Below are 21,477 nucleotides of genomic sequence, written 5' to 3'. Positions count from 1 at the left end.
GCATGTCGGGCGGGAATGATGACCGAGGCACCCCGCTACTTTAGACGGCGGTCGCACACTTTGGCACGCGCTCTGACTGTGTCACGCGATGGCAGCGAGGATCGCGGCGTAACTGCCACCGAGTAGCAGCGCGCCGACAGGGGCGCCGGCGACCACCTGCGCGACGGTGTGCTCGCGCAGCTGCACGCGCGACCATGCGATGACTAGCACCAGGGGCGCGAGGCAGAGCGCGATACCCCACCCGAACTCGAGACCGGTGATCACCAGCATTCCCGCGGCGACGCCGCTGTGGAACGAGATCTTCCATACGAGGGTCACAAGGAAGAGCACTGCCTGGGTCGCGATCGCTGCGCCGAGGAAGGCAGGGAGCTCTCTGGGAGCAGGGGAGAGGGCGAGCACTACGAGACCGGCTACGGCGAAGCTCACATTGGAGATGAGCGGGATGATGCGCTCTCGGCGCGTGGTGAGCATGCGATCGCGCCAGACGCCGCGGCGGACGCCGATGATGACCACGAGGTAGGGCAGCAGCGAGACGAACAGCGATCCCAGGAGAGCCCACCCCAGAGCTCCCTCACGTAGCCCGAGGGCGACGAGAATCAGGACGCCGAGGTTCGGCGGCGCCAGAACTTCGGTGATGGCCCGGGCGAGCCGGGTGCGCTGGTAGCCAGTCTCCGCACGCCGAGCGGCGCTCAGCTGTCGAAGCAGCGTGGTGGCTTCCGTGGCCGGGACGTCGTCGGGCAGATAGTGGGGCATCGTGTTGCCGTCCTCGTGGTGCCTGGTGATTGCTTCCCCGATCTCCACAACCCGCCGGTCAAGCCGCTCGGGAACATTGAGTGACGAGTGCGCGACGCGGGGGGTCCTCTGGTCACGGGTGAGGGCCCGATGAGCGGGACGAAGCCGTGCGAGCAGATACCGGTCGCGGAGGTGTAGGTCAGTCCAGGTCGCCGCGCCAGCGGCAATGAACCCGACCGCAAGGAGCGACGGAACCCCTTGGATCACAGCCTCGTACCGAAGGATCAGGGAGGCTGGGTCCGCGTTGGTGAGTACCAGGATCTTGGTGACGACGTAGATATCTCCCGCGGCCGCGCCGATGCCAAAGAAGACGAGCCCGCGGCGGCCGCGGGTCCAGGGTCCGGCGCGCCGGGCGTCACGAAATGCGAACACGACCACGGCCATGAGGAAAGCTCCATACGGGAGCAGGTAGGAGAGCCAGAAGCCCAGTGCGGGGAGTTCCCCACTGGCCGGACCGACCTCGAGGACACCCTGGCGATCAGGGCCCGTCTCGAGGAAGAACCCCATCATGCTGACGTAGGCAGCGAGGATGACCGCGACGGTCCCGACGGTGCTCCACCGTGGCGAGGGTTGTTCGCGTGCGAGTCTCGCCACGGTGTGAGCCGAGAGCGCAGCCACGGCGATTCCGATGCAGTCGCGCACGTAGACCTGAAGGCCGGAGATTCCCGATGCCTCGTCGATGAGCGGACCGACGAACGAGAGCTTGATGGTGAACATCGACACCAGGAGCAGGAGGATAAGCGCCAGGAGGCGAGAGCCGCCGCGTGCGACCCCGACTATCCGCACCGCCACAATGCCCCATAGCAGGACAACGGCCGGGAGCGTGAGGTTCTGCAGGAGGGTCACCGGTCAGCCCGGACGGTGAAGAAGTCGTCGATCCGGTCGCGGCGGTACCGCGCCGGCCGACGTCGGCGGGACTCAAGCAGCGTGCCCAGCAACTCAGCGCGCCGCTCCTGGGGGCCGTCGTCGTGTCGCCAGATGGACTCCACCGCTCCACTCGCCGCTGAGACAAGGAAGTCCTGCGGTTCGCGTCCGAGCAGGTTGGTCACATGTGTACGCGTCGCAGGGTGTGCGTCGTCCCAGTGAGGCACGTCGCCGAACACGATGTGCGCGGCCTCGTGCCCGAAGATCGTGTCCTCAGCTACGTCGACCTCGGGAATGATGGTGAGCCAGCCCTGGGGGAAGGGGAGGGTAAGCCCGGTCGCATTGGCGATCCCAGCACGGGACCAAAGCTCATGGCTGGGGCGCAGCACGCTGACCTCCCCGCCAGCGGCGGCGGCCGCGGCGGCCAGGAAGTCGTTGGGGGTCGCGTCCTCGGAGTAGAGCTCGGCGATGAGCTCCCGGCACGTCCGGGCGTCGCGTCCTCTTGCGCGCATTGCTGTTCACTCCCCGTGACCGATTCAGAACCGGTCAGTCCTGGTCCTGCTGGTCTTTCCTCAACTCGTGAACGAGATCCGCAAGGAGCTGGGAGGCGCGGTCGGAGATCTCTCCCGACCGCGCACGGATCTCGCCCGCGGCCTCAACCTGCGCCGAAGGGTCCGCCGCGGGGCGGTCCTCGAAGAAGTAGGTGATCGGCACCTCGAAGGCAGCGGCAAGGCCTCGTAGGACCCGAACGGTCGGGTTGGAGCGCCGCCCACTACGGATCTGCTGGATGGCGGCCGCGGAAATTTCGTATCCGTGCTCGCCGGCCCTAGCAGCGATGTCGTAGTTGCTATAGGGGCCTCGGTCTGCGGGGTGGCGCGTCTCGAACAGGCGATTCACTCGCTGAACGATGTCGTCCCCCATGGGGTCCCGACGGGGCACATGTACTCCAATCGTCAACCACCAACCTTAATACGCGCCGGTCGGCGCTGAAGAGTGGCGACACGTCCGCGTGCGTGCTATAAACATCATGTGATGTTTTGAGTACGTGCAGACGTTGCTGACACAGGCAACCACGCACGCGAGGCAGCTGCCTACTCGAGACGGCAGAGCGAGCGGTTGGGGAACCGATGGAGCACAAGAACTCTGGTGAGACGGCGGCGCCGTCCGTGTCGATCGTGCTTGACGAGCACGGTTGCGGGCAGGTGACGATCGGCGGCGCGACGGTGCCCGTCGAGGCCGAATCCCTCGGGGAGGGGCGTGCGGCCGCCATCCGTGCGGTGTCCCGCAGGGCGGACGAGCTCGGCTACTCCTTGTTGGTTTCAGCAACCACCCCGGAAGGCACCGTGACGTTGCGCGTGGGGGCGGACGGTTCCGTGACGGCCGACGGGCCGACTAATGCTCCTCGCCAGCCGGCGGGGAACCGAGACGGTGCGCCTCGCGTGACTCCCCCAACCGCGCCCGAGGCGCACCGTCTCAACTCTTCGACGATCGCCGACGGGGCAGCGGAGCCCGCCACGTCAACGATGCAGCTCGACAGCGCCGAGGTGACAGCGCAGACCACGCAGGATGCCGCTGCGACGATGGAGGGCGCCGGAGTGGATGGGCAGGCGCCGTGGGTCATCGCGCCGGCCACCCCGAGGCCGCGTCCCGCCAACGGAGACGAGACGTTGGTCGTGCCGGCAACCCTGGTTCCGACTCGAGGCGCGGCAGTCGCCGCGCGGGGCGACGTTGGCGCGCCGCCTGCGGTCACGACGGCACCGGCGAGCGGGCGGGTGCGCGCGTTCGCTGCCGTGGGGGTGGTCGCCGGCCTTGCCGCCGTGGTCGGCGGGCTGTTGGCCGCAGGCGCGGTGGTGATGGTCATCGGGGATGACCGCGCTCCGGCCGCTGCTGTTGAGCCGTCGCCGTCGGCATCAAGCCCTGTTGCGCCGACACCATCCGCATCACCCTCGCCCAGCCCCACGTCGTCAGCGACGGCGAAGCCCAAGGCTCCGGCCCCGCAGGTTGCGGGCCTCGCCGCGACCGCGGCGAAGGGCAAGAAGAAGGGAGTGGTGGTCGTGAACCTCACGGTGCGTGGCACCGGGAAGGTCCCGGTGGCCGTCCGGGTCGGCAACAAGAAGGACGAGTTCCAGGTCGACCTCGGCAAGGGCGACCGCCGACAGGTGACCCGCCAGGTGAAGGGGATCAAGGACAAGCGGGTGACCTGGACGGTCGCCGCGAAGGGCTCGCAGGTGTCGGGCCGCGTCACGGCGCGCTGACGGGGGAGGGGCTGAACGTGATCAGCATCAACGAAACTTCGGAGTCCTCCCGGGCCCTGCGCACCGGTGTACGTCTCGCGCTCCTGGCCGGCGTTCTGACCACCGCGACCAGCTGCGCAGCAGACCAGCCCGCCGCTCAGCTCCCGACCGAGTCGAGCACGACCACGCAGTCGGCGCCGACGCCCCTGCCGACCCCTGAGCAGGCGAGCCCGTCGACCCCGGCCGACAGCGTTGACGAGGGGGACCAGCGGGCGGCCGTCGCGGCTGCCGAGGACGTCGTGTCGGCGCTGGTCTCGCACACGTCGTACGACGCCTGGTGGGCCGCCCTGTCCGAGCAGCTGACGCCGGCGGGGGAGATGGCCTTCGAGTACACCGACCCGGCGGTGATCCCGGCCCGCCGGGTCGTCGACGGAGCCACGCTGATCAGCGCGCCCGACGGGACGTCGGCGCGGGTGCAGGTTCCGACCGATGCGGCCCCGTACGTGGTGACGCTCATCCGTCAGGACGTGCACTCGCCGTGGCTCGCTGATCGGATCGAGCCGGTCGAGCGGGCGGTGCGCTGATGAAGGCCGCCGTCGGAGTGATCGCCGGTCTGCTGGTGATTCCGATCGTCATCGTGCTGCTTCTCGGCGACGACGGTGCGTGCGACCCCTCGGGCGCCACCGCCACGGGCGGTGTGGTGCCTGTGGCTGGCCTCAACGAGGGCGTGGTCGCGACCCTGCCGGGGCTGTCGTCGGCGCCCAAGGAACGGAGCGAGCAGGTCGCGAACGCCGCGACGATCGTCGCGGTCGGGGCGAAGAAGGGCATGCCGATCAAGGGACAGACGATCGGAGTCGCCGTCGCGATGGGCGAGTCCAGCCTGATCAACGTCGGATTCGGTGACGACCGCTTCGGGGTGACGAACCCCGACGGCTCGCCCACCTGTTCGCTGGGTCTGTTCCAGCAGCAGTGGTGCCTCGGATCAACGTGGGGCACCAAGGAACAGGTCATGGATCCCCGGCATGCCGCCGGAGCGTTCTTCGACGCCCTCGCGCAGGTCGAGGGATGGCAGGACCTTCCGCCGACGATCGCTGCGCACCGCACGCAGCGCAACGCCGACCCCTACCACTACGAGAAGTATTGGGACGCAGCGGTGGTGCTCACCTCGGCGCTGACCGGGGTCGAGCTCGCGGATCTCGAGTCGGCCGCGCCGGCCGCGGGGGCGTGCGTCGTCGATGCGGCGGCCGGGACGGGCAAGGCCGGCGGCGCCATCGCGAAGAACGGCCCCGCTCCGTGGGGCGGGTACTCGAATGGTCGGATCCCGGAGCCTGCCCTGGCGCCCATTCCTTGGGCTCCAGGGGAGGCGGCGCGCAGCGACGCTGTCCAGGCACTGACCGGGCTCAACGCTCTGTTCCGTCAGCAGTTCGGCCGTGACCTGTCGATCACGGACTCGTACCGCTCGTACGAGCAACAGGTCGCCACCAAGGCTGCGAAGGGCTACCTGGCGGCCACGCCGGGCTACTCCAACCACGGGTGGGCGTTGGCGCTCGACCTGGGGGGCGGGATCAACGACTTCGGCACCGCCGAGTACGAGTGGATGAAGGCGCACGCGCCGGCCTTCGGGTGGGTTCATCCGCAGTGGGCCGAGCCGGGCGGGCGCAAGCCCGAGCCGTGGCACTGGGAGTTCGTGGGAGGTGGAGCAGATGCGCAAGGGGCGTAGCGCGGCAAGGAACCTTGAGCAGGACGGGTTCGACCCGGCCAAGGTTCCGCCGTTCCCGGTGCTTGGGCTGGAGCTGACGACGGAGGGCGCGGTCCTCCTCGAGGGAGCGCCGGTCGACGTCGACGGCGATGGGCCTGCCGTTGTGGCGGGCGTCGGTGCCGTCGTGGCGTGGTTGGTGCTGCACGGGGTCTCGGCTGTGCGCGTGCGTTGCACGGCGCCCGGTGAGGACGGCCCGCACGTCGAGCTGATGGTCGTCGACGCCCAGGGCGGCACTCATGAGCTCGGGGACGCGACCGCGGCACGCAGGGGACCATCGCGGCGTGTGTTGCTGGGCGCGTCGGTGGTGCTGGCCGCAGTCGCGGTCGGCGTGCCGGCCGGGCTGGTTCTGGCGGCCCACGGCGGGGATGCAGGAGTGGACGCGCCCGTCGAGCAGGTCGTCAGCCCGGTGGGGGCCGGCGCGAACCTGCCAGTTCCGCCGCCCCCTGGCTTCTCGACGGTGGCGACGTGGTCTGTGCCGGTCGCCGACGGCCTGCAGTCGTTCGTGCTCGATGCGGACACGATCGTGGTTCCGGCCGCGGACGGGACGTGGACCGCCCGGCGGGCCGAGGACGGCGCCGTGGAGTGGATCGCGAAGGGTGCGTACGAGCAGGCTGCCCCTTCGCGTGTGCAGGGCCGTCCGGTTCTTGCCGCGACGAGCGGCGGCGACCTCCAGGCGTGGGCTCTGGACCTTCCGGGGCAGTCGGAGATCGATCCCGTTGACGTGCCCCTGCCTGCGCAGTCGTCGGTGAAGGTCGATCCGATGGGCGTCCTGGTCGACCTTGGTGACCAGACCGTCATGGTTGATGGTCCGGACGGGTTCGTGCGCCGTGACGTGCCCGTGGGGGCGACCCCGGTCGCGGCCACGTCGCGCGGGGTGATCGCCGTCTCGGCCTCGGGCGTGGTGGTGGTGCCGGCTGAGGGCGACCCGCGCACGGTGTCGTTCGCGCCGCCGGCCGGAGCGGTTGGGCCCGCGGTCTCGTGGACGGGGATCGACGACGACCACGTGCTCGGCGTTTGGGACACCGCTGATCCGGGCCGCGCGGTCGCGGCCCTCGTCCGCGTCAGCGACGGGACCAGCAGGGCTACCGCGGTCGTTCCGAGCGACGCTCTCGGCAATGAGCCGAGGGCGATCCACGATCCGGTGGCAGGCGCGGTCGTGGTGGGCGACCTCTACGTCTCGCCAGGACGCGACGCGATCGCGGACCTCGGCGCCGGCGCCACGAGCGAGCTTGGCGGCACGGCGGGTGCGCTTGAGCCCACGGCAGTCCTGGGGTCGGCGGTGTTCGGGATGACCACTGCTGTTGCGGTGCGCGTCGATGTTCCGACCGTCGGCGACGAGTCGCCGGCGTGGGTCGCGTTCTCGAGCGACCCCGACCTCGAGCAGGCGTCTCCCGACGCAGTCATTCAAGGTGCGGCGTTCGTCGCCGCGGACAAGGTCGACGAGCGAGTGCTGTACGCCCTCGCTCGCACGGAGGAGCAGCGATGAGCAACAACCCGTTCCTCGTCTCGCCGGCGCGCACGCGGCGTGAGGCACAGGCACTGATGGAGGCCGACCCGCTCTGGGACGACCAAGCGTCCGGCGTGGGTGGCGATGTCGCGGTTGTCGGGCCGGCCACGCCCGAGCTCGTGGGGCCGGTCGACACCGAGAACCTCGAGGACTGGCCGACGACCGTGCTGAACGACGTGCCGGACCTGTGCGTCATGGGCCTGCACGGTGGCGCCGGCGCCAGCACGCTGCTGCAGCTCCTTTCTCCGGCCGACGAGGGTGCCGGAGCGGGCCCGACCCCCACCGTCGGTGAGGCCGGGCGTGAGTGGCCGGTGGCGAACGCGTGGCTGACGCCGGCACCGATGGTGCGGGTGGTCGCCGTCGCGCGCACCCACCACCACGGCCTCGACCGGGCGGATCGTCTGGCGCGCCTGTGGGCTGCTGGCCGGTTGCCCGGCGCAGAGCTTGTCGGCCTGGTCCTCGTCGACGACGGACCGCGCCTCACCAAGGCCCAGGCGCAGGCGGTACGACGTCTGGCTCGGATGACGCCCCGCGGCTGGCACCTGCCGTGGGCCGAACGGTGGCGGTGGGAGTCGCCATCACCCAGCACGTGCGGGTTGCGGGTCCGCCGCATCGCCGCCTCGATCCTCGCCGCCGCGGCGGGAGACACGAAGGGAACGAACCGATGACTAACACGACGACGCTGGGGTACCAGGTGGTGGGCCGCCTGGCTGAGCGGGGCGTGCTGCCCAACCCGACCCCGGAGCAGCCCCCGGGCACCGAGGGGATCAACACGATCCTGAACTGGCTGTCGTGGGGCGTGATGATCCTCGGCCTGGCGGGGTTCCTCGCCTCGGCCGGCTACCTCGCGTTCGCGGCCTTCACCGGCCGCGAGATCCAGGGGTTCAAGGGCCTCGCCATCGCGATCATCGTGTGCATCCTGGCGACTGCGGCCGGCGGAATCATCCAGATCTTCGTCTGACCGATGACGGGGTGGGCCAGAAGTGCTGGCCCACCCGCACCCTCTACGGAAGGAGCGCCGCACGATGAGCGGTGAGACGAACGAGCAGGCCACCACACCGTTCAACAAGTGGTGGTGGATCTCGGGCGGATTCCTGCTCGCGATCGTGGTCGCGGGCATCGTGGTCGTGGTCGCGGCACCGAGCGACGAGCCCGCCCCCGCGGCACCGGGAGCGGCGGCGAGCACGGGCGCTCCGCAGACGAGCAACCCGACTGCCGGATGCGACCTCGCGGCCGACGACGTCGTACCGACCGAGGCCCCGGAGACGGAGTGGGTGTCCCACGAGACACTCCTCGTCCCGGCGTCGAGTCAGTTCGGCCCCGTCGGCGGCCCGGAGGCGATGCAGGACGCGGGCTGGGGCTGCTTCGCCCACTCACCGACCGGAGCGCTGTTCGCATCCGCGAACTTCGTTGACGGCGTGACGAGCACCCGGTTCGCCGAGTTCGTCGAGGTGGCGGCCGTGCAGAACGAGGCCGCCGACGCCTGGGTTGCCGATCACACCGCGGCCGACTTCGGCCGCACGCCCGGCCGGGTCGCGCAGCTGGCCGGCTTCCAGTTCGGCTCGGTTGAGCCGGACCGGGTCACGGTTCGCCTGCTGTTCTCGGACGGCACCAACAACGCCGTGTCGTCCGCGTCGATGGTCTGGGACGCAGACGCCGGGACGTGGCTTGGTGACCTCTCGACGCCGGTGGAGCCGCAGCTTGTCGACGCACCGTCCGGCTTCACGACCTGGGGAGGCGTGTGATGGCTGATTGCGGGACCTGGGACCTCGGGTGCAAGGCGGGAGCGGTCGTCGAAGGAGCCGCTACGTCCGCGGTGAACGCGGTCGTCGAATCCCTCGCCAAGGCGACTTCTGAGCTGCTGAAGTGGCTCAACACGTTCTGGATGAACGTGCCGACGCCGGACGTCCAGAGCGGCCCATCTGCCGACATTGAGTCGTACCTGTCGTGGTACACGATCGTGTTCGCGGTCGCGGGCATCCTGGTCGGGCTGGGACGTATGGCGATTAGCCGCGAGTTTCGCGACGGCGTCGGCGGCATCACGATGCTGGCGCGGCTCATCTTCGTCACCGGTGCGCTCGGCACCGGCGTCACGTTCGCCCTGGTAGCGGGCGACGCTTTCGCGGTGTGGATCGTGGAGAAGGCCACCGGCGAGCAGTTCACGATGAACGCGGTCATCACCTCGGGCATCCTCACCGGTGTGGGCCCGGGGCCAGGGCTCGTCCTGGCGCTCTTCGCCTTCCTCGGCGCGTGCGCAAACGTCGGCTTCATGGTGTTGCGCGGCGCGCTGCTCTACCTGCTGTTCTCGTTCATGCCCACCCTCGCCGCCTCCTCGAACACCGAGTCGGGCAAGCAGGCGTGGCGGAAAGCCTTCGCCTGGCTGATTGCACTGGTGCTGTTCAAGCCGGTTGCAGGCGTCATCTATGCGATCGGCATCCTGGTGGTGAAGAACCCGCCGAAGTCGATCGACGTGAGCGGGCTGGGCGGCGAGCTCTACGGCGCGATCCTCGGCGTCGTCATCCTGATTTGCGCCGCTCTCGCGCTGCCCGCGCTCATCAAGTTCATCGCACCGATCGCCGCCACCGGCACGTCGGGCGTGTTCTCCGGCGCGGGCGCGCTGGCGGCCGTCGTCGCGTCGGGCGCAGCGGTGGTCTCGCTGGGGGGCACGGCGGCGGCCGCCGGCGCCGGCGCGACTGCCGGCGGCATGGGCGGTACGAGCGGAGCCGCGATGAGCGGTGGCGCCGCAGGCGGGGCCGGCGGCAGCGTCGCTGGCGGCGGTTCGCCGGCTGGGGGCGGCGCCGGAGGGTCTGGTGCCGGTTCTGGCGGCTCGGGGAGTGGCGCCGGTACGGCGGGTGGGCACGGCTCCCAAGAAGGCGGACCCGGGTCGGGTAGCGGGCCCGCCGGCGGCACTGCCCCCGAGAAGGGTGGGGGCGGCGAAGCGGCGCCCGCCGGGGGAGGCCGGAGCGACGGCACATCCCCCGCGAACGGTGGCGGCTCAGGCCCGGGCAGCACACCCGATTCAGGCGGCGGCGCGTCAGGAGCCCCGGCATCAAGCGGGCCCCAAGGAACCGGGACGACGGCCTCGAGCGGCGCGGGGGCCTCGAACGGTTCGGCACCGGGCATCACTCGGAACGTGGCAGACGTGGCAGGTGGCGCAGCGCGCGGCTTCGCGCAGGCGACTGACGAAGTAGGAGGGCAGGACTGATGGCGAGCGAGAGCGTGGGCATGGTGACCTACGGCAACGCGATGGACACCCGTAGAGGTGGCCTGTGGGGCATCCCCATGGGCGTGACTCTCGCGGGGATCCCCGTCGTGGTCTTGGCCGTTGTGCTGATGGTCGTTCAGCTGTGGTGGTGGGTGCTGGCCGTCATCGGCGTGTCGGTCGTCCTGCTGGCCCTGCTGATGTTCACCCGGCAGGGCAGGACGGTCTACCAGCGCCGGGCCATCCGTTCGGCGCACCGGCGTGCGACCCGCCGCGGTCACACCGTGGCGGTCGGTGGGCCGGCCGGGAAGCAGCCCGGTGGCACCTACCAGCTCCCGGGGCTCATGGCACCGTCGGAGCTGAGCGAACACGTCGACCCCTACGGTCGTCCGTTCGCGCTTCTGGCATTGCACTCGGCCCGGCACTACACGGTCGTGATCGACACTCACCCGGACGGCGACGCTCTCGTGGACCAGGCCCGGATCGACTCCCAGGTCGCGCACTGGGGTGCGTGGCTGGCCCAGCTGGGCGTCGAGGACGGCATCGTGGGCGCCTCGGTGACGGTGGAGACGGCGCCGGACTCCGGCGTCCGCTTGCGGAACATGGCGGACGCGAAGCGAGACAAGGAGTCCCCCTCGTTCTCTCGCGAGGTCGCCGCTGCTGTCGTCGACGAGCTCGCGACAGGGTCGCCGGTCGTGTCCACGAAGATCGCGGTCACCTTCAACGGGGCCGACGGACGTGGGGGAGACCGCGGCACCGCCGCGATGGCCGAGGAGATCGGCAACCGACTGCCCGAGCTGTTGGCCGGGCTGCGCGACACCGGAGCGTCGACGGCGGTCCGGGCCTGCCGGGCAGCGGACATCGTCGACTCCACGCGCACGGCGTACGACCCCACGGTGGCTGTGCAGATCGAGCGGGCCCGCTCGCAGAACGGCACCGGGCTCACCTGGGCAGAGGCTGGCCCCGCGTTCGCGGAGGACCAGATCGACCAGTACTTCCATGACCGGGCGGTGTCGCGGTCGTGGCAGATGTGGCGGCCGCCGACGGGCGTCTTCTACTCCTCGGTGCTGCGCCGGCTCCAGGCCCCGACCAAGGACGTGCTCCGCAAGCGGGTCACGATGCTCTACCGACCCATCCCGGCGGGTGACGCGGGGGCCGTGATCGAGTCGGAGATCAACAACGCAACCTGGACCGGCTCGCAGAAGCAGCGTCCGTCGGCGCGTGCGAAGGCACGCCTCGCATACGCGCAGAAGGCTGCCCAGGAGGAGGCTCAGGGCGCTGGGCTGCTGCGGTTCGGGATGATCGTCACGGTCACCTGCGCGAGCACTGACATGCTCCCAAAGCTCGACAAGGTCATCCCGTCGCTGGGGAACCAGGCGAAGCTGAAGCTGCGCCCCGCGCTCGGAAACCAGGCGGTCACCTTCCAGGCGGGCCTCCCGCTCGGGGTGGTGCTGCCCGAGCACTCCCTGGTGCCTACGGCGATGCGGGACTACCTGTGATCCGCCAGGGGGCGCCCTACGCTGCCGGACCGGGCGCGGCCGGCGAAGAGCAGGAGTCGATGCGCCTGGCGCTCGGGCTCACGCGCCGCGAGGAGCGTGCGCTGCGCCGCGCGGCCGCGGCCGCTCAGGCACGCACCGTGGCGCCGCAGGAGACGGGGATGCGTGCTTGGTGGAAGCAGAACGCGGAGGCGCGGGCTCGGCGCCGGGAGCGCGCGGGCCGTCGCGGATTCGTGCTGCCCGGCACCGGGCGGGCGACCTACGTAGAGCCTGCCCCGGAGACGCAGTTCACCTCCGTGCAGGTGTGCGGCCTGTGGCCGTTCATCACCGGCGCAGGCACGCCCGTGCAGGGTGTGCCGCTGGGTCCGAGCCTGATCAATGGGGCGACGGTGTGTGCCGACCCGATCAGCTGGTTCCTGGCCCAGCTGGTGCTCAACCCGTCCTGCTTCGTGCTCGGGCGGCCGGGCCTCGGCAAGAGTTCGCTGATCCGCCGCATGGTGATGGTGATGGCGAGCTGGGGCATCATCCCGATGGTGCTGGGCGACCTCAAGCCCGACTACGTCGACGCGATCCGGTCGATCGACGGGCAGGTCATCGAGGTCGGGCCCGGCCACGGCTCGATCAACCCGCTCGACGTCGGCCAGCTCGTCGCGCTGCTCGAGGGCATCGAGGACGAGCGCGCCCGCCGGCGGGCGCTCGAGGAGCTGAGGGCACGCCGGCGGCGGCTGGTGTTGAGCCTGCTCGCTGTGGCGCGCGGAGCCGAGCTCGAAGACTACGAGGAGTCCGTCATCTCCGAGGGGCTGCGGATCCTCGACGACGAGCACGACACCGAGGAGCTGGGGGCGCCTCTCATCGGAGACCTGGCCGAGGTGGTGCGCAGCGCGCACCCGCGGCTGATGCCGATCGCGTCGTACAGCAACGACCGCGGGTTCTACGACCAGCGTGTGCAGCGGCTGCTGGACGCCCTCGGCGCGCTCGACGTCTCGGGCCCGTTCGGGGAGACCTTCGCGACCCCCACGACCGAGCACATCGAGGTCGGCCGGCCGATGGTGTTCGACCTGTCGGGCCTCGACGAGGCGGACACCAAGCTCCAGGCCGCGGTGCAGTCCGCGTGCTGGGCGCTCGGATCGGCAGTCGTGTCCGTGGATAAGCACCTCGCGGAGGCGGGGCTGGCGCCGCGGAGGCACTACTTCCTCGTCATGGACGAGTTGTGGCGGATGCTGCGGGCCTCGGACGCGCTGGTCTACTTCGTCGACGCGCTGACGCGGCTGAACCGGCAGCGAGGCATCGGTCAGGCGCTCATCACGCACACGATGAACGACCTCCGGCTCGCGCAGCAGCACCTCACGGAGATCGCCTGGGGCTTCGTCGAGCGGTCCGCGATGGTGTTCTGCGGGGGCCTCGCAGATGGAGAGATGGGGAACCTGACCGAGGTGTTCGCGATGACGAGCGCGGAGCGCGAGATGATCGCGGACTGGTCGACCGAAGGCTCATTCGACCCGCACACCGGCACCGCGGCCGCCCCGCCCGGGCGCGGACGGTTCCTGATGAAGGTCGGCAAGAAGCCGGGGACGCCGTTCGAGATGCGCCTGACGGCGGTCGAGGCGCAGATCAACGACACCAACAAGGCCTGGGCGCACAACCGCGCCCCGAGGTCGGCCGCGCTGTCGCAGGAGGAGGTGTACGACGATGCCGCGTGAGCGTCACCGCCGCGCGCAGCCCGCGGCCGCCGAGACTGGCTGGCTGCTGCTGGCCGCGCTGCTCATGCTCGCAGTCCTGGTCGTCGGTGCGGTGTGGGGCTGGGGCCAGGTCGGCCCTCTGGGGCGGGCCGGGATCGTAGTCGGGGCCCTGTTGCTGGCCGTGACGGCCGCGGCCGCGACCGTGGCCGTCCTGCGTCGGCGCAAGTCGAGCACGGACATCGACTACAAGGCTCGGTACCTGACCTCCGGCCCGCAGATGAAGTCGCTGATGAGCGACGCCGCCGCGAAGTCGGCCGCGAAGCTCCGAGCATCCGCGGCCGGGCCGGGGGTCCCCCTGGGCACGCACCTCCCGAGCAACCGCCGGGTGTACTCCACCTGGGAGTGGGTGCAGGTGTGGCTCATGGGTCCCCGGTCCGGCAAGACCACCTGCGTGTGCGTGCCCCAGCTGCTCGAGACGAGCGGCCCGGCGCTGTTCACGACGAACAAGCTCGACGGGATCCCCGAGACGCGGGGCCCTCGATCGAGGATTGGCCAAGTGTGGGTGCACGACGTGCAGAACGTCGTGGGGGAGGAGCCCAGCTGGTGGTGGAACCCGCTCTCGGGGGTGACGTCGATCTCGACGGCCCGGGCCCTGGCGGACGTGTTCATCACCGCCGAGACCTCGGCAGGGGCGAAGCAGGACGCGTACTTCACCTCCGCAGCGAAGGCGACGCTCGCGCGGCTGCTGCTGGCGGCCGCGGTCGACGGCCGCCCGGTGACCGACGTCTTCGACTGGGCGCAGGACCCGGACGACAAGCAGAACGTCGACGGCTCGGGCAAGAAGCGCGGGCCCGCACGAATCCTGCAGGAGAACGGGTTCCCTGCCGAGGGCCGCGCGCTGGCGGCCACCCAGGCCCTGACGGAGAAGCAGCGTGACGGCGTGTACGGGACGCTCCAGGAGTGGATCGGCATCCTGGGCGATCCCGAGATCCTGCCCTGGATCACCGACCCGACCGGGCGCCGCCCCCACTTCGACCACCACGCGTTCGTCCGGTCGACGGACACGCTGTACCTGGTGTCGAAGGAGGGAGAGGGGTCCGCACGCGCGATCACGGCGGCGCTGACCGCAGCGGTCCTCTCGGCCGCGGAGAAGACCGCCGCCGAGCAGGGAGGACGACTGAGCCCGCCGCTGACCGCCGTGCTCGACGAGGTCGCGAACGTGTGCCGCTGGCGGCAACTGCCGGACGTGTATTCGCACTATGGGTCGCGCGGCATCGTCCTGTCCTCGTTCTTCCAGTCGTGGGCCCAGGGCGTGGAGGCGTTCGGGGAGCACGCGATGGCGAAGCTGTTCTCGGCCGCGAACGTCTCGGTCGTCGGCGCCGGCCTCAAGGAGGCCGGCTTCCTGCGGCAGGCTTCGGAGCTGATCGACGACGCTGACCAGGTTCGCCGTTCCCGATCGACCGGGTCCAAGGGTGGGCCGTCGACGTCGACGTCGATCTCGCGCGAGCGGCTGTTCAGCGTGGGCGACCTCGCCGCCCTGCCGACCGGGAGAGCCGTCGCGCTGGTCTCGGGCAAGCGCCCGTCGCTGCTGCGCCTGGACCACTACACCGCACGGCCGTACGCCGAAGACGTCCTGGCGTCGAAGACGTACTACGAGAACGAGATCCGCAAGCAGGCCGACACCGGGCACCCGCCCGCCGCGGCCGCGGATCTTGCCGCGACCCCACTGATGGAGGCCTCATGAGCGAGCAGTACGCCACGGACGACTTCATGGCGGACCTGGATCCGGGCGACGGGGAGGCGGTGCAGACGTACTACCCGAACGTCGCGGAATGGGTGGAGAACTGGCTCCTGCCCCACTACAAGCGCGACCTGTCCAAGCGCGCCTGGGACCCCCGGTGGTGGGAGTACACGGAGGCGATCTCCGTGCTCGAGGCGATGTGGCAGGCGTGGGAGTTCCACCGCACCGACTCAGTGACGTCGATGGCGGTCTACTTCCGGGACTTCCACTGGCCGATGATGCGCGAGCTGACGAGCAAGGACGGCCCGTTCTGGCGTCTGGACAACAACCTCGAGGCCCGAAACCTACCCCCGCAGTGGGAGGCGGCTACACCACCAGTGGGGCTGTTCCGGGACGTCGACCACCCCGCCGAGGCGGGCGTGCCTTTCAACCAGCCGGCCGCGCTGACTGTCGTCGCCGGCGACGACAGCGAAGACCAGGATGACGCAGAGGAGGCGGCACGATGAGCGACGAGGAGCAGATCGGCGGCGAGATGGACCGTGCGATCCGTGCGGTCCTCATGGGGATGGGGCAGGTCGGTGAGCAGGTCGCGCGACGACAGGCGCAGCGCGCCGACGCCCAGCGGCTCGAGCTCGAGCGCGACCAGCGGGCGCGCGCCGAGCAGACGCGCGCGGTGGCGGAGCAGGTGCATCGGACGGACTTCTGGCGCCATGCCACACCCGAACAGGTGGGCGACGTCGCCGCGTTCACCGCGGCAGCTGCCCAGGAGAGCGCAGCCGGCGCAACGGCGCACGAGCAGGTCCGGGTGCAGGTCGCGTCCAGGTACGGGCTGCACGCCGACGTGCTCGCCGGCCTCGACCGTGAGGTGCGCGACCAGGCGCTCCGCGAGGCGTTCGCGAAAACGGCAGAAGCCCGGTTCGCCGTCGACAACCGGGACACCACGAGGGCGGTGTACGACCGTGTGAAGCGCGAAGAGTTCTGGCGGCAGGCAGGCCCGGAGCAGGTCGCTGACACCGTCGAGTACACCCGGCGTCTGCAGGGCCATGACCGGATGGCCGCCGAGGCGCACTCAATCGCCGGCGAGCAGCTGCGTGCCCGGCACGGCATCGACCTTGCAGCGCTCGAGCGGGAACTACCGCCCGGAGAGCGTCAGCGGCACGCACTGATGCACGCGCTCGACGACCAGGCGGCTGCACGTCGTGAGCGCGACGAGGCCGACCAGGACGCCACCGCCGCCGAGAACCTCGAGCGCAAGGCGGACGTCGACGAAGAGCTCGGCCGACCCGTCGGCGAGGTCGAGAGCACGCGCGAGGAGGCGGACGAGCTGCGCGCTGAGTCGCGCGAGCACGATGCGCAAGGGGACGTCTACCAGGCATCGGCTGATCTGGAGCAGGGCGATGAACGATTCGCGCGCGGACACCAGCCGGATGACCTCGCAGCGCCCTACCAGCGCACCACGGACGGTGAGCTGCAGGCCGCGCCGGCGGCCGCGGCTACTGCGCGCAAGCAGGCTGCGACGAACTTCCCGGAGCCGGCCAGTACAGCCCTTGGCCGAGCTCACAGGAAGGGCACGATGCGTGGCAGGAAGCAGACCGGGCGAGGGGCCGCCGCAGGGAAGGTTCACGAGCTGAGTCGCTGATCGCACACCATCCACGAGAAGGTCCCACAGGCAGAGCCTGTGGGACCTTCTCGTGCATCCGGCGCGGAGACGCCCCCGCACCAACAGTCAGGGACGCCGGCCGCGTCAGTCTCCGATCCCGTGCCCCTCCGAAGCGTCGCGACCGTGCGCGGCTGCGGCGCCCGCGGCCGTGGCTGAGGTCGGGCGGCGCGCCGAGACGGCGGCGAGAGCCGGTAGCGAGGCTGCGGCTGCTTGCATCGCCGCTGCAGTCGATCTCGCGCCGGCTAGGCGCCCCTGAGCTTGTTGCGCCCGCTGAACGTACGAAGCGGTTCGACCGACCTGCCGAAGAACCGCAGCCCAGCCGATCGACGAGTCACCCGAGACGCCACGAGCGATCAGACGCGCGCGGTACGCCGCGTTGATCGCATGCCTCTCGTCGCGGCTCCTGTGGGGCGAGGCCCCGTCGAACTTCCCCGGCTGAGCGGCGCGCGCGAGCGCGTCAGACGCACGGGCCAGCGGACCATGTTCACCGTGCTCCCGGCTGAGCGACGCCCGTGCGAGCACGCCGGCCGCATCGGCCGCCGCGACCTTGTCGAAGCCTGGCCGTCCGCCGCGTGCAAGGTGCTCGTTGAGAGCCTTGAGGCCGGCTGCCGCCGGCTCCGGGGCGCCCGCCATGGTGACCTTGGCCGCGACGGTTCGGTCGCGGTGCCGGGTGCGCCACACGCCCACGAGGGAGGGGTCACCGGCGCGATCGACACCCCATCGGTCGCGCAGGCGGCCGAGCCCGAGCGTGGCGTCGAGCTTCGACGGAGCGAACCACACGGGGTCGCCACGTCGCCCGTTCACGACCTCAGGGACCAGGGCCACGGAGTAGCCGACGACACGGTCACGCGAACCGCGATCAAACCTCGGGCGCACCAGCACGCGGGCGTCCCGCAGTCCGTCGACGAACGTCTTCTCATCGGCCGACGCGGCCGCAACGGCGCGCACTCGGCGCGCGAGCTCGGTGCGCGACACCGCGGGCATCTGACCGCGTGCACGGCGCTCGAGCTCGCTGCGGTGCATGCCCGGGGCGGCTCCCTGCTCCCGCCCTTCGACAACGCGCAAGCCGTGCTTGCGCTCGAGGTCCGCGGCGATCTTCGAGGCCCGCTTGAAGTCGTTGTGCACGCTCGCCTGGGTGCCGTCCTCGCGCACCAGGTTGACCACGATGTGCACGTGGTCGTTTCCGTTGGACGACTGCCCGTGGTGCACGGCGACCCAGCGGCACGGGGCCGTCGTGTCGTCGCCCGCGAAGCCCATGCGCGCGACGAACTCCGTCGCGATCTGGTGCCACTTCGCGTCCCCAAGCACACCGTCGTCCGGCCCGAGCGCGAGGGAGGTGTGCCACACGTGGGCAGGCTTCGTCCCCACCTTCACCTGCTGCTGAGCCTGTTCGTCCCAGACCTTGACTGGCGCGGTCACCTCGACGTCGAACGCTCGCATGGGCCGGTCGAGCAGGTTCGCACCGTCGAGCGCCGCATCGGTGTCGAGCGTGCCGTTGCCCAGTTCCGCGGTCACCGCATCGTGGCCGGCGACCACGTGCGGGTTGGTGTGCTCGTTGTGCTTGCCAGGCCCGGCGAGATAGGCCATGAGGCCGGCAGTGCGGCCCCCGCGACTGGTCTTCACGATCATCGCGCGACCGCCAGCTCGTCCACGACCTTCTCCACGCGCGACGCGACCTTCCGCACAGCCGCGAGCGTAGCCGCCGTGTCCTCCTGGAGCTCGCCTGTCGCGTTGGTCGCGCGCGCGATCTGGTTGACGTTGTTCGACACAGCACCGAGCAGGCGTGAGACCTGAAGGAGAGTGGCGACGAGGTCGCGACGGTCTGAGACGGTCTCGCCGTAGTCGGCGAGAGCGGCCTCCACGAGAAGCCTCGGGACCGTGTAGCCCAGCGAGTCCGCCCGAACGCGCAGCTGCAGTTCCTCGGCGGGTGAAACGGTCACCCTGTGCGACGAACGTCGACCGCCCTCGAAGTTCTCCCGCCGTCGACGTGCGGCATCTCGCGCCCGCGGGCGGCGCGCGGAAGCAGGCGCACCGGCAGCGTCAGCCGCCTGCGCCTCGTCCGCCTCGCCGGTGCCCACCACGGCGCCCTCCTGCCCAGTGCAACGACCCCGCCCAGCGCGGGGACCACACGTCCAGTGTGCCCGCAGACGCGACGCAAGTCGAGCGCTGCGACCACTTACGGCATGTAAGTGTATATCTTGCTCCGCCGGAGGCACCGTGGTTGATCGTGAAGTCTCGCCTGCGGTCCGGGTCGCGCGCTCCGCGCGCAGCAGGGACGGCGCGGGCGCTGGGCGCCCGCACTGACAGCCGTCATCGGGGCTCGGTATCGTGGGATCCATCGCGCGCGGTTGGGGAACCTGCTAGCGATTGGAACCGACGATGTCCACTGACCAGTTCGAGGACGAGTACACCCGCCAGCTGCACGACCTGATCGACGGCCGGATGAGCAGCGGGCGCAACCTGGCGACAGCGGCCGCGCGCGTGCGCGACGCTCGCGAAGCACTTCGCGAGCAGGAGAAGTCGTACACGGTGGCGTACGACGATGCCCTGCGTGCCGGCTGGACCGACGCCGAACTGAAGCGCGTGTTCAAGGACGTCGGCGTCGAGGCGGCGGCACGTGGTGGGCGCCGGAAGGGCACCTCGCGTCGACGTTCGTCTGCGGCGACGACCGCGGAGCCCGTCGAGCCCGTGGAGGAGCAGCCCGGGCCCGAGATCACGCCGGGTGACACCGCCGCCTAACGAACTGCCGCTCCGGCTCGCACCTACCGTGCGAGCCGGAGCGGATGCCGAGCACGTTGCTCGGCAACCCGAACCCTGCACCGCGAATGGAGACACCCATGCCCATCAGCGATGAGGAGCGCGCGCAGCGCGCCGCCAATGCCACCCGCGTGCGACACTGCACAGAACTCGAGGGAGGGCGTAGTTCGGGCGCCGCACGCGCGATCCAAGAGGCATACGTTCGCGGCGAGATCGACGCCGACGAGCTCGTGCGTCGCACCAAGGCGCTTCACGCAATCGCGGACCGCTCGACGAAGCCCCAGGGGAGGCCGGCGACGAGCATGCACGCTGGAATGGCTACCTGCTACCCGACGGACGCACACTGCGAAACCTCGTCGGAGCACGCACGCCCAACGCGCTGCGGCAGATTGAAGACGACCTCGTCGAAGCGCGCGCGCTGACGCTGCGAGCGTCGGGCCTACCGAGCGGATACGACTTCGAGGGGCTGCGCTCGGTGCATCGACACCTGTTCCAAGACGTGTACGCGTGGGCCGGCGACGTGAGGACCGTCAGCATCCGCAAAGGGCCAGAGGGTTGGTTCGCACGACGGGACCAGATCCGCCCCGCGATGGAACAGGTGGCCAAGCACCCGCGCCTCACTGACAACCTCCGAGCCGTGATGCCACGCAAGTTCCGCGGGACCTGGCGCAGGTCTACAACATCGTGAATCAGGTGCACCCGTTTCCGAGAGGGGAACGGACGCACGCAGCGAGAGTTCGTTACGGCACTCGCACGCGAGTCGGGCCACCACGGGGGTTGCTCAGGGTCGCGTGCCCGCCATCTTTGTCGAGCGGGCCGCCGGCCTTGGAAAACTCACGCACCGTCTCCCGGTGCGCGGCGTGCTGGTCTTCTGGACTCACGGTTGACGAGTCTGGGCGGCCTCTCGCCTAGCGTCCAGGACTGCGGTGTACGTGTCCTCGTCGATCAGGCCCTCGTCGAGCGCTCGACCGACCTCCTCGAAACTGCCGGCGGGCTCATCGGCGAGCCAATCGACGCCGTCGGTGGCCGGGGTCTTCGGGTACTCCCAGCGGCCGAGCTCGTCGACGAGGCGCGCACGGTCGATCATGCCCGCGGCGTACCGCTGCACAATCTCGTACGGGGTCCCCCCGGAGAACCCTTCACGCACTTCGGGGACGCGCGCGGCGGCCTTGAGGGCCTTGTTCACCGCGGGCTGGCTGATCGCCAAGACCTTCGCGATCTCGACCTGCGACTTGGTCGCGGACAGCCCGCGCAGGAGGCGCAGCTCGTCCAGCCGATCGACTGCCTGGCGGCGGCGCAACCGGACCACGTCCGACAGCGTCGGATCCTTCGTCACGGCCATACCGACCACCTCCTATAACCAAGGATATAGCGCCTGGGGCCCCGGCTCAACCGAGCCCATCCTGGGAGCCCATCGCCGGGACCGCTCGGGGGCGGCGGGGGAGGGTTCGATAGACGTCCTCTTGGTGCAGCCAGCACAGCAGCTCGGTGACGTTGCTCGGCGCGTTCGGCGGCTTCACGGTCACCAGGACTCGGCCCTCGGCCCACCGGATGGCGGTGCCCGGGATCATCTCCTCCCACGTCTCCCACAGCAGGCGGACGATCACCGCGTAGGAGCCCTGTGGCCTCACCGGCACAGCCCTCGGCACGGGGGCGGCGTTCAAGGGCCGCTCCGCCGGCCAGTACTTCATGCCGTCGGGTCGCTGCCACACCTGGCGATCGTCTCGCCGCCCTTCGCCTGTCACCCCCTCATGGTAGAGCCGACTCTCGAACGCATGTTCGATAC

22 protein-coding genes are annotated in these 21,477 nt (G+C 70.5%); 15 read left to right on the top strand and 7 right to left on the bottom strand.

Translation table 11 applies throughout. The features are described from left to right. Positions 1-81: 81 nt before the first annotated feature. Genes ACFCZN_RS18905 through ACFCZN_RS18895 form a run of 3 tightly spaced genes read right to left on the bottom strand, consistent with a single transcriptional unit; the run spans position 82 to position 2,553 of the window. A complete protein-coding gene (locus ACFCZN_RS18905) occupies positions 82-1,638 on the bottom strand; it encodes a hypothetical protein (protein ID WP_430557771.1) in 1,557 nt (518 codons plus the stop codon). Further along, positions 1,635-2,168 (bottom strand): hypothetical protein, encoded by a 534-nt coding sequence (locus ACFCZN_RS18900; RefSeq protein ID WP_430557770.1) that lies wholly within the window; start codon positions 2,166-2,168, stop codon positions 1,635-1,637. The genes ACFCZN_RS18905 and ACFCZN_RS18900 overlap by 4 nt, the downstream gene beginning before the upstream one ends. 34 nt (positions 2,169-2,202) lie before the next feature. Continuing rightward, the gene (locus ACFCZN_RS18895) at positions 2,203-2,553 is read right to left on the bottom strand and encodes a helix-turn-helix domain-containing protein (protein WP_430557769.1); all 351 of its coding nucleotides are present in this window, start codon (positions 2,551-2,553) and stop codon (positions 2,203-2,205) included. Between the two features lie 230 nt (positions 2,554-2,783). Between ACFCZN_RS18895 and ACFCZN_RS18890 the strand changes: the two genes are divergently transcribed. The 13 genes from ACFCZN_RS18890 (at position 2,784) to ACFCZN_RS18830 (ending at position 16,913) form a co-directional block, all read left to right on the top strand. After that, the gene (locus ACFCZN_RS18890) at positions 2,784-3,911 is read left to right on the top strand and encodes a hypothetical protein (protein WP_430557768.1); all 1,128 of its coding nucleotides are present in this window, start codon (positions 2,784-2,786) and stop codon (positions 3,909-3,911) included. A 17-nt stretch (positions 3,912-3,928) separates the two neighbouring features. Beyond that, positions 3,929-4,474, top strand: coding sequence for a hypothetical protein (locus ACFCZN_RS18885; protein ID WP_430557767.1), 546 nt, complete (start codon positions 3,929-3,931; stop codon positions 4,472-4,474). Next, entirely contained in the window at positions 4,474-5,610 is a 1,137-nt protein-coding gene (locus ACFCZN_RS18880) for a M15 family metallopeptidase (RefSeq protein WP_430557766.1), read from the top strand. The genes ACFCZN_RS18885 and ACFCZN_RS18880 overlap by 1 nt, the downstream gene beginning before the upstream one ends. Beyond that, positions 5,585-7,135 carry a hypothetical protein gene (locus ACFCZN_RS18875; RefSeq protein WP_430557765.1) on the top strand — a complete coding sequence of 517 codons (1,551 nt, stop codon included), beginning with the start codon at positions 5,585-5,587 and terminating at the stop codon, positions 7,133-7,135. The genes ACFCZN_RS18880 and ACFCZN_RS18875 overlap by 26 nt, the downstream gene beginning before the upstream one ends. Beyond that, positions 7,132-7,824, top strand: a complete 693-nt coding sequence (locus ACFCZN_RS18870; protein ID WP_430557764.1) for a DUF6668 family protein — start codon at positions 7,132-7,134, stop codon at positions 7,822-7,824. Before ACFCZN_RS18875 ends, ACFCZN_RS18870 begins: the two co-directional genes overlap by 4 nt. Further along, positions 7,821-8,117 carry a hypothetical protein gene (locus ACFCZN_RS18865; RefSeq protein ID WP_430557763.1) on the top strand — a complete coding sequence of 99 codons (297 nt, stop codon included), beginning with the start codon at positions 7,821-7,823 and terminating at the stop codon, positions 8,115-8,117. The genes ACFCZN_RS18870 and ACFCZN_RS18865 overlap by 4 nt, the downstream gene beginning before the upstream one ends. A 64-nt stretch (positions 8,118-8,181) precedes the next feature. After that, positions 8,182-8,901 carry a hypothetical protein gene (locus ACFCZN_RS18860; protein ID WP_430557762.1) on the top strand — a complete coding sequence of 240 codons (720 nt, stop codon included), beginning with the start codon at positions 8,182-8,184 and terminating at the stop codon, positions 8,899-8,901. 71 nt (positions 8,902-8,972) lie between these two features. Next, positions 8,973-10,361, top strand: coding sequence for a hypothetical protein (locus tag ACFCZN_RS18855; RefSeq protein WP_430557761.1), 1,389 nt, complete (start codon positions 8,973-8,975; stop codon positions 10,359-10,361). Next, on the top strand, positions 10,361-11,857 hold the full coding sequence (locus tag ACFCZN_RS18850; protein ID WP_430557760.1) for an SCO6880 family protein: 1,497 nt from the start codon (positions 10,361-10,363) through the stop codon (positions 11,855-11,857). Before ACFCZN_RS18855 ends, ACFCZN_RS18850 begins: the two co-directional genes overlap by 1 nt. A gap of 59 nt (positions 11,858-11,916) precedes the next feature. Next, the gene (locus ACFCZN_RS18845; protein WP_430557759.1) at positions 11,917-13,554 is read left to right on the top strand and encodes a hypothetical protein; all 1,638 of its coding nucleotides are present in this window, start codon (positions 11,917-11,919) and stop codon (positions 13,552-13,554) included. Beyond that, entirely contained in the window at positions 13,544-15,277 is a 1,734-nt protein-coding gene (locus ACFCZN_RS18840) for a type IV secretory system conjugative DNA transfer family protein (protein WP_430557758.1), read from the top strand. Before ACFCZN_RS18845 ends, ACFCZN_RS18840 begins: the two co-directional genes overlap by 11 nt. Further along, positions 15,274-15,780: a DUF4913 domain-containing protein gene (locus tag ACFCZN_RS18835; protein ID WP_430557757.1), complete on the top strand. Its 507-nt coding sequence runs from the start codon at positions 15,274-15,276 to the stop codon at positions 15,778-15,780. The genes ACFCZN_RS18840 and ACFCZN_RS18835 overlap by 4 nt, the downstream gene beginning before the upstream one ends. Continuing rightward, on the top strand, positions 15,777-16,913 hold the full coding sequence (locus ACFCZN_RS18830) for a hypothetical protein (protein WP_430557756.1): 1,137 nt from the start codon (positions 15,777-15,779) through the stop codon (positions 16,911-16,913). The genes ACFCZN_RS18835 and ACFCZN_RS18830 overlap by 4 nt, the downstream gene beginning before the upstream one ends. Positions 16,914-17,018: 105 nt before the next feature. Here ACFCZN_RS18830 and ACFCZN_RS18825 read toward each other — a convergent pair whose 3' ends face one another. After that, on the bottom strand, positions 17,019-18,563 hold the full coding sequence (locus ACFCZN_RS18825) for a relaxase/mobilization nuclease domain-containing protein (protein ID WP_430557755.1): 1,545 nt from the start codon (positions 18,561-18,563) through the stop codon (positions 17,019-17,021). Continuing rightward, positions 18,560-19,015: a MobC family plasmid mobilization relaxosome protein gene (locus ACFCZN_RS18820; RefSeq protein WP_430557754.1), complete on the bottom strand. Its 456-nt coding sequence runs from the start codon at positions 19,013-19,015 to the stop codon at positions 18,560-18,562. The genes ACFCZN_RS18825 and ACFCZN_RS18820 overlap by 4 nt, the downstream gene beginning before the upstream one ends. Before the next feature lie 298 nt (positions 19,016-19,313). Between ACFCZN_RS18820 and ACFCZN_RS18815 the strand changes: the two genes are divergently transcribed. Continuing rightward, positions 19,314-19,673 carry a hypothetical protein gene (locus tag ACFCZN_RS18815; protein WP_430557753.1) on the top strand — a complete coding sequence of 120 codons (360 nt, stop codon included), beginning with the start codon at positions 19,314-19,316 and terminating at the stop codon, positions 19,671-19,673. 44 nt (positions 19,674-19,717) lie between these two features. Further along, positions 19,718-20,113: a hypothetical protein gene (locus ACFCZN_RS18810; RefSeq protein ID WP_430557752.1), complete on the top strand. Its 396-nt coding sequence runs from the start codon at positions 19,718-19,720 to the stop codon at positions 20,111-20,113. A 455-nt stretch (positions 20,114-20,568) separates the two neighbouring features. On the opposite strand, the gene ACFCZN_RS18805 is transcribed toward ACFCZN_RS18810, so the two are convergent. Both ACFCZN_RS18805 and ACFCZN_RS18800 read right to left on the bottom strand, forming a co-directional pair. Beyond that, on the bottom strand, positions 20,569-21,033 hold the full coding sequence (locus tag ACFCZN_RS18805; protein WP_430557751.1) for a hypothetical protein: 465 nt from the start codon (positions 21,031-21,033) through the stop codon (positions 20,569-20,571). Positions 21,034-21,079: 46 nt separating this feature from the next. Continuing rightward, entirely contained in the window at positions 21,080-21,403 is a 324-nt protein-coding gene (locus ACFCZN_RS18800; protein WP_430557750.1) for a hypothetical protein, read from the bottom strand. Between the last annotated feature and the right edge of the window lie 74 nt (positions 21,404-21,477).

It is taken from the genome of Isoptericola sp. NPDC056134 (assembly GCF_042264825.1).
Taxonomy (GTDB): Bacteria; Actinomycetota; Actinomycetes; order Actinomycetales; family Cellulomonadaceae; genus Isoptericola; species Isoptericola nanjingensis.
The sequence above is the reverse complement of the archived record's forward strand: the minus strand, read 5'-3'. Positions and strand labels throughout refer to the sequence as shown.

Excerpts from the sequence above, each read along its gene's own strand:
- ACFCZN_RS18900 (WP_430557770.1), bottom strand. The coding sequence starts at position 2,168 with ATGCGCGCAAGAGGACGCGACGCCCGGACGTGCCGGGAGCTCATCGCC.
- ACFCZN_RS18890 (WP_430557768.1), top strand. The coding sequence starts at position 2,784 with ATGGAGCACAAGAACTCTGGTGAGACGGCGGCGCCGTCCGTGTCGATC.
- ACFCZN_RS18880 (WP_430557766.1), top strand. The coding sequence starts at position 4,474 with ATGAAGGCCGCCGTCGGAGTGATCGCCGGTCTGCTGGTGATTCCGATC.
- ACFCZN_RS18870 (WP_430557764.1), top strand. The coding sequence starts at position 7,132 with ATGAGCAACAACCCGTTCCTCGTCTCGCCGGCGCGCACGCGGCGTGAG.
- ACFCZN_RS18865 (WP_430557763.1), top strand. The coding sequence starts at position 7,821 with ATGACTAACACGACGACGCTGGGGTACCAGGTGGTGGGCCGCCTGGCT.
- ACFCZN_RS18860 (WP_430557762.1), top strand. The coding sequence starts at position 8,182 with ATGAGCGGTGAGACGAACGAGCAGGCCACCACACCGTTCAACAAGTGG.
- ACFCZN_RS18850 (WP_430557760.1), top strand. The coding sequence starts at position 10,361 with ATGGCGAGCGAGAGCGTGGGCATGGTGACCTACGGCAACGCGATGGAC.
- ACFCZN_RS18845 (WP_430557759.1), top strand. The coding sequence starts at position 11,917 with ATGCGCCTGGCGCTCGGGCTCACGCGCCGCGAGGAGCGTGCGCTGCGC.
- ACFCZN_RS18840 (WP_430557758.1), top strand. The coding sequence starts at position 13,544 with ATGCCGCGTGAGCGTCACCGCCGCGCGCAGCCCGCGGCCGCCGAGACT.
- ACFCZN_RS18835 (WP_430557757.1), top strand. The coding sequence starts at position 15,274 with ATGAGCGAGCAGTACGCCACGGACGACTTCATGGCGGACCTGGATCCG.
- ACFCZN_RS18830 (WP_430557756.1), top strand. The coding sequence starts at position 15,777 with ATGAGCGACGAGGAGCAGATCGGCGGCGAGATGGACCGTGCGATCCGT.
- ACFCZN_RS18825 (WP_430557755.1), bottom strand. The coding sequence starts at position 18,563 with ATGATCGTGAAGACCAGTCGCGGGGGCCGCACTGCCGGCCTCATGGCC.
- ACFCZN_RS18815 (WP_430557753.1), top strand. The coding sequence starts at position 19,314 with ATGTCCACTGACCAGTTCGAGGACGAGTACACCCGCCAGCTGCACGAC.
- ACFCZN_RS18810 (WP_430557752.1), top strand. The coding sequence starts at position 19,718 with ATGCCGAGCACGTTGCTCGGCAACCCGAACCCTGCACCGCGAATGGAG.
- ACFCZN_RS18805 (WP_430557751.1), bottom strand. The coding sequence starts at position 21,033 with ATGGCCGTGACGAAGGATCCGACGCTGTCGGACGTGGTCCGGTTGCGC.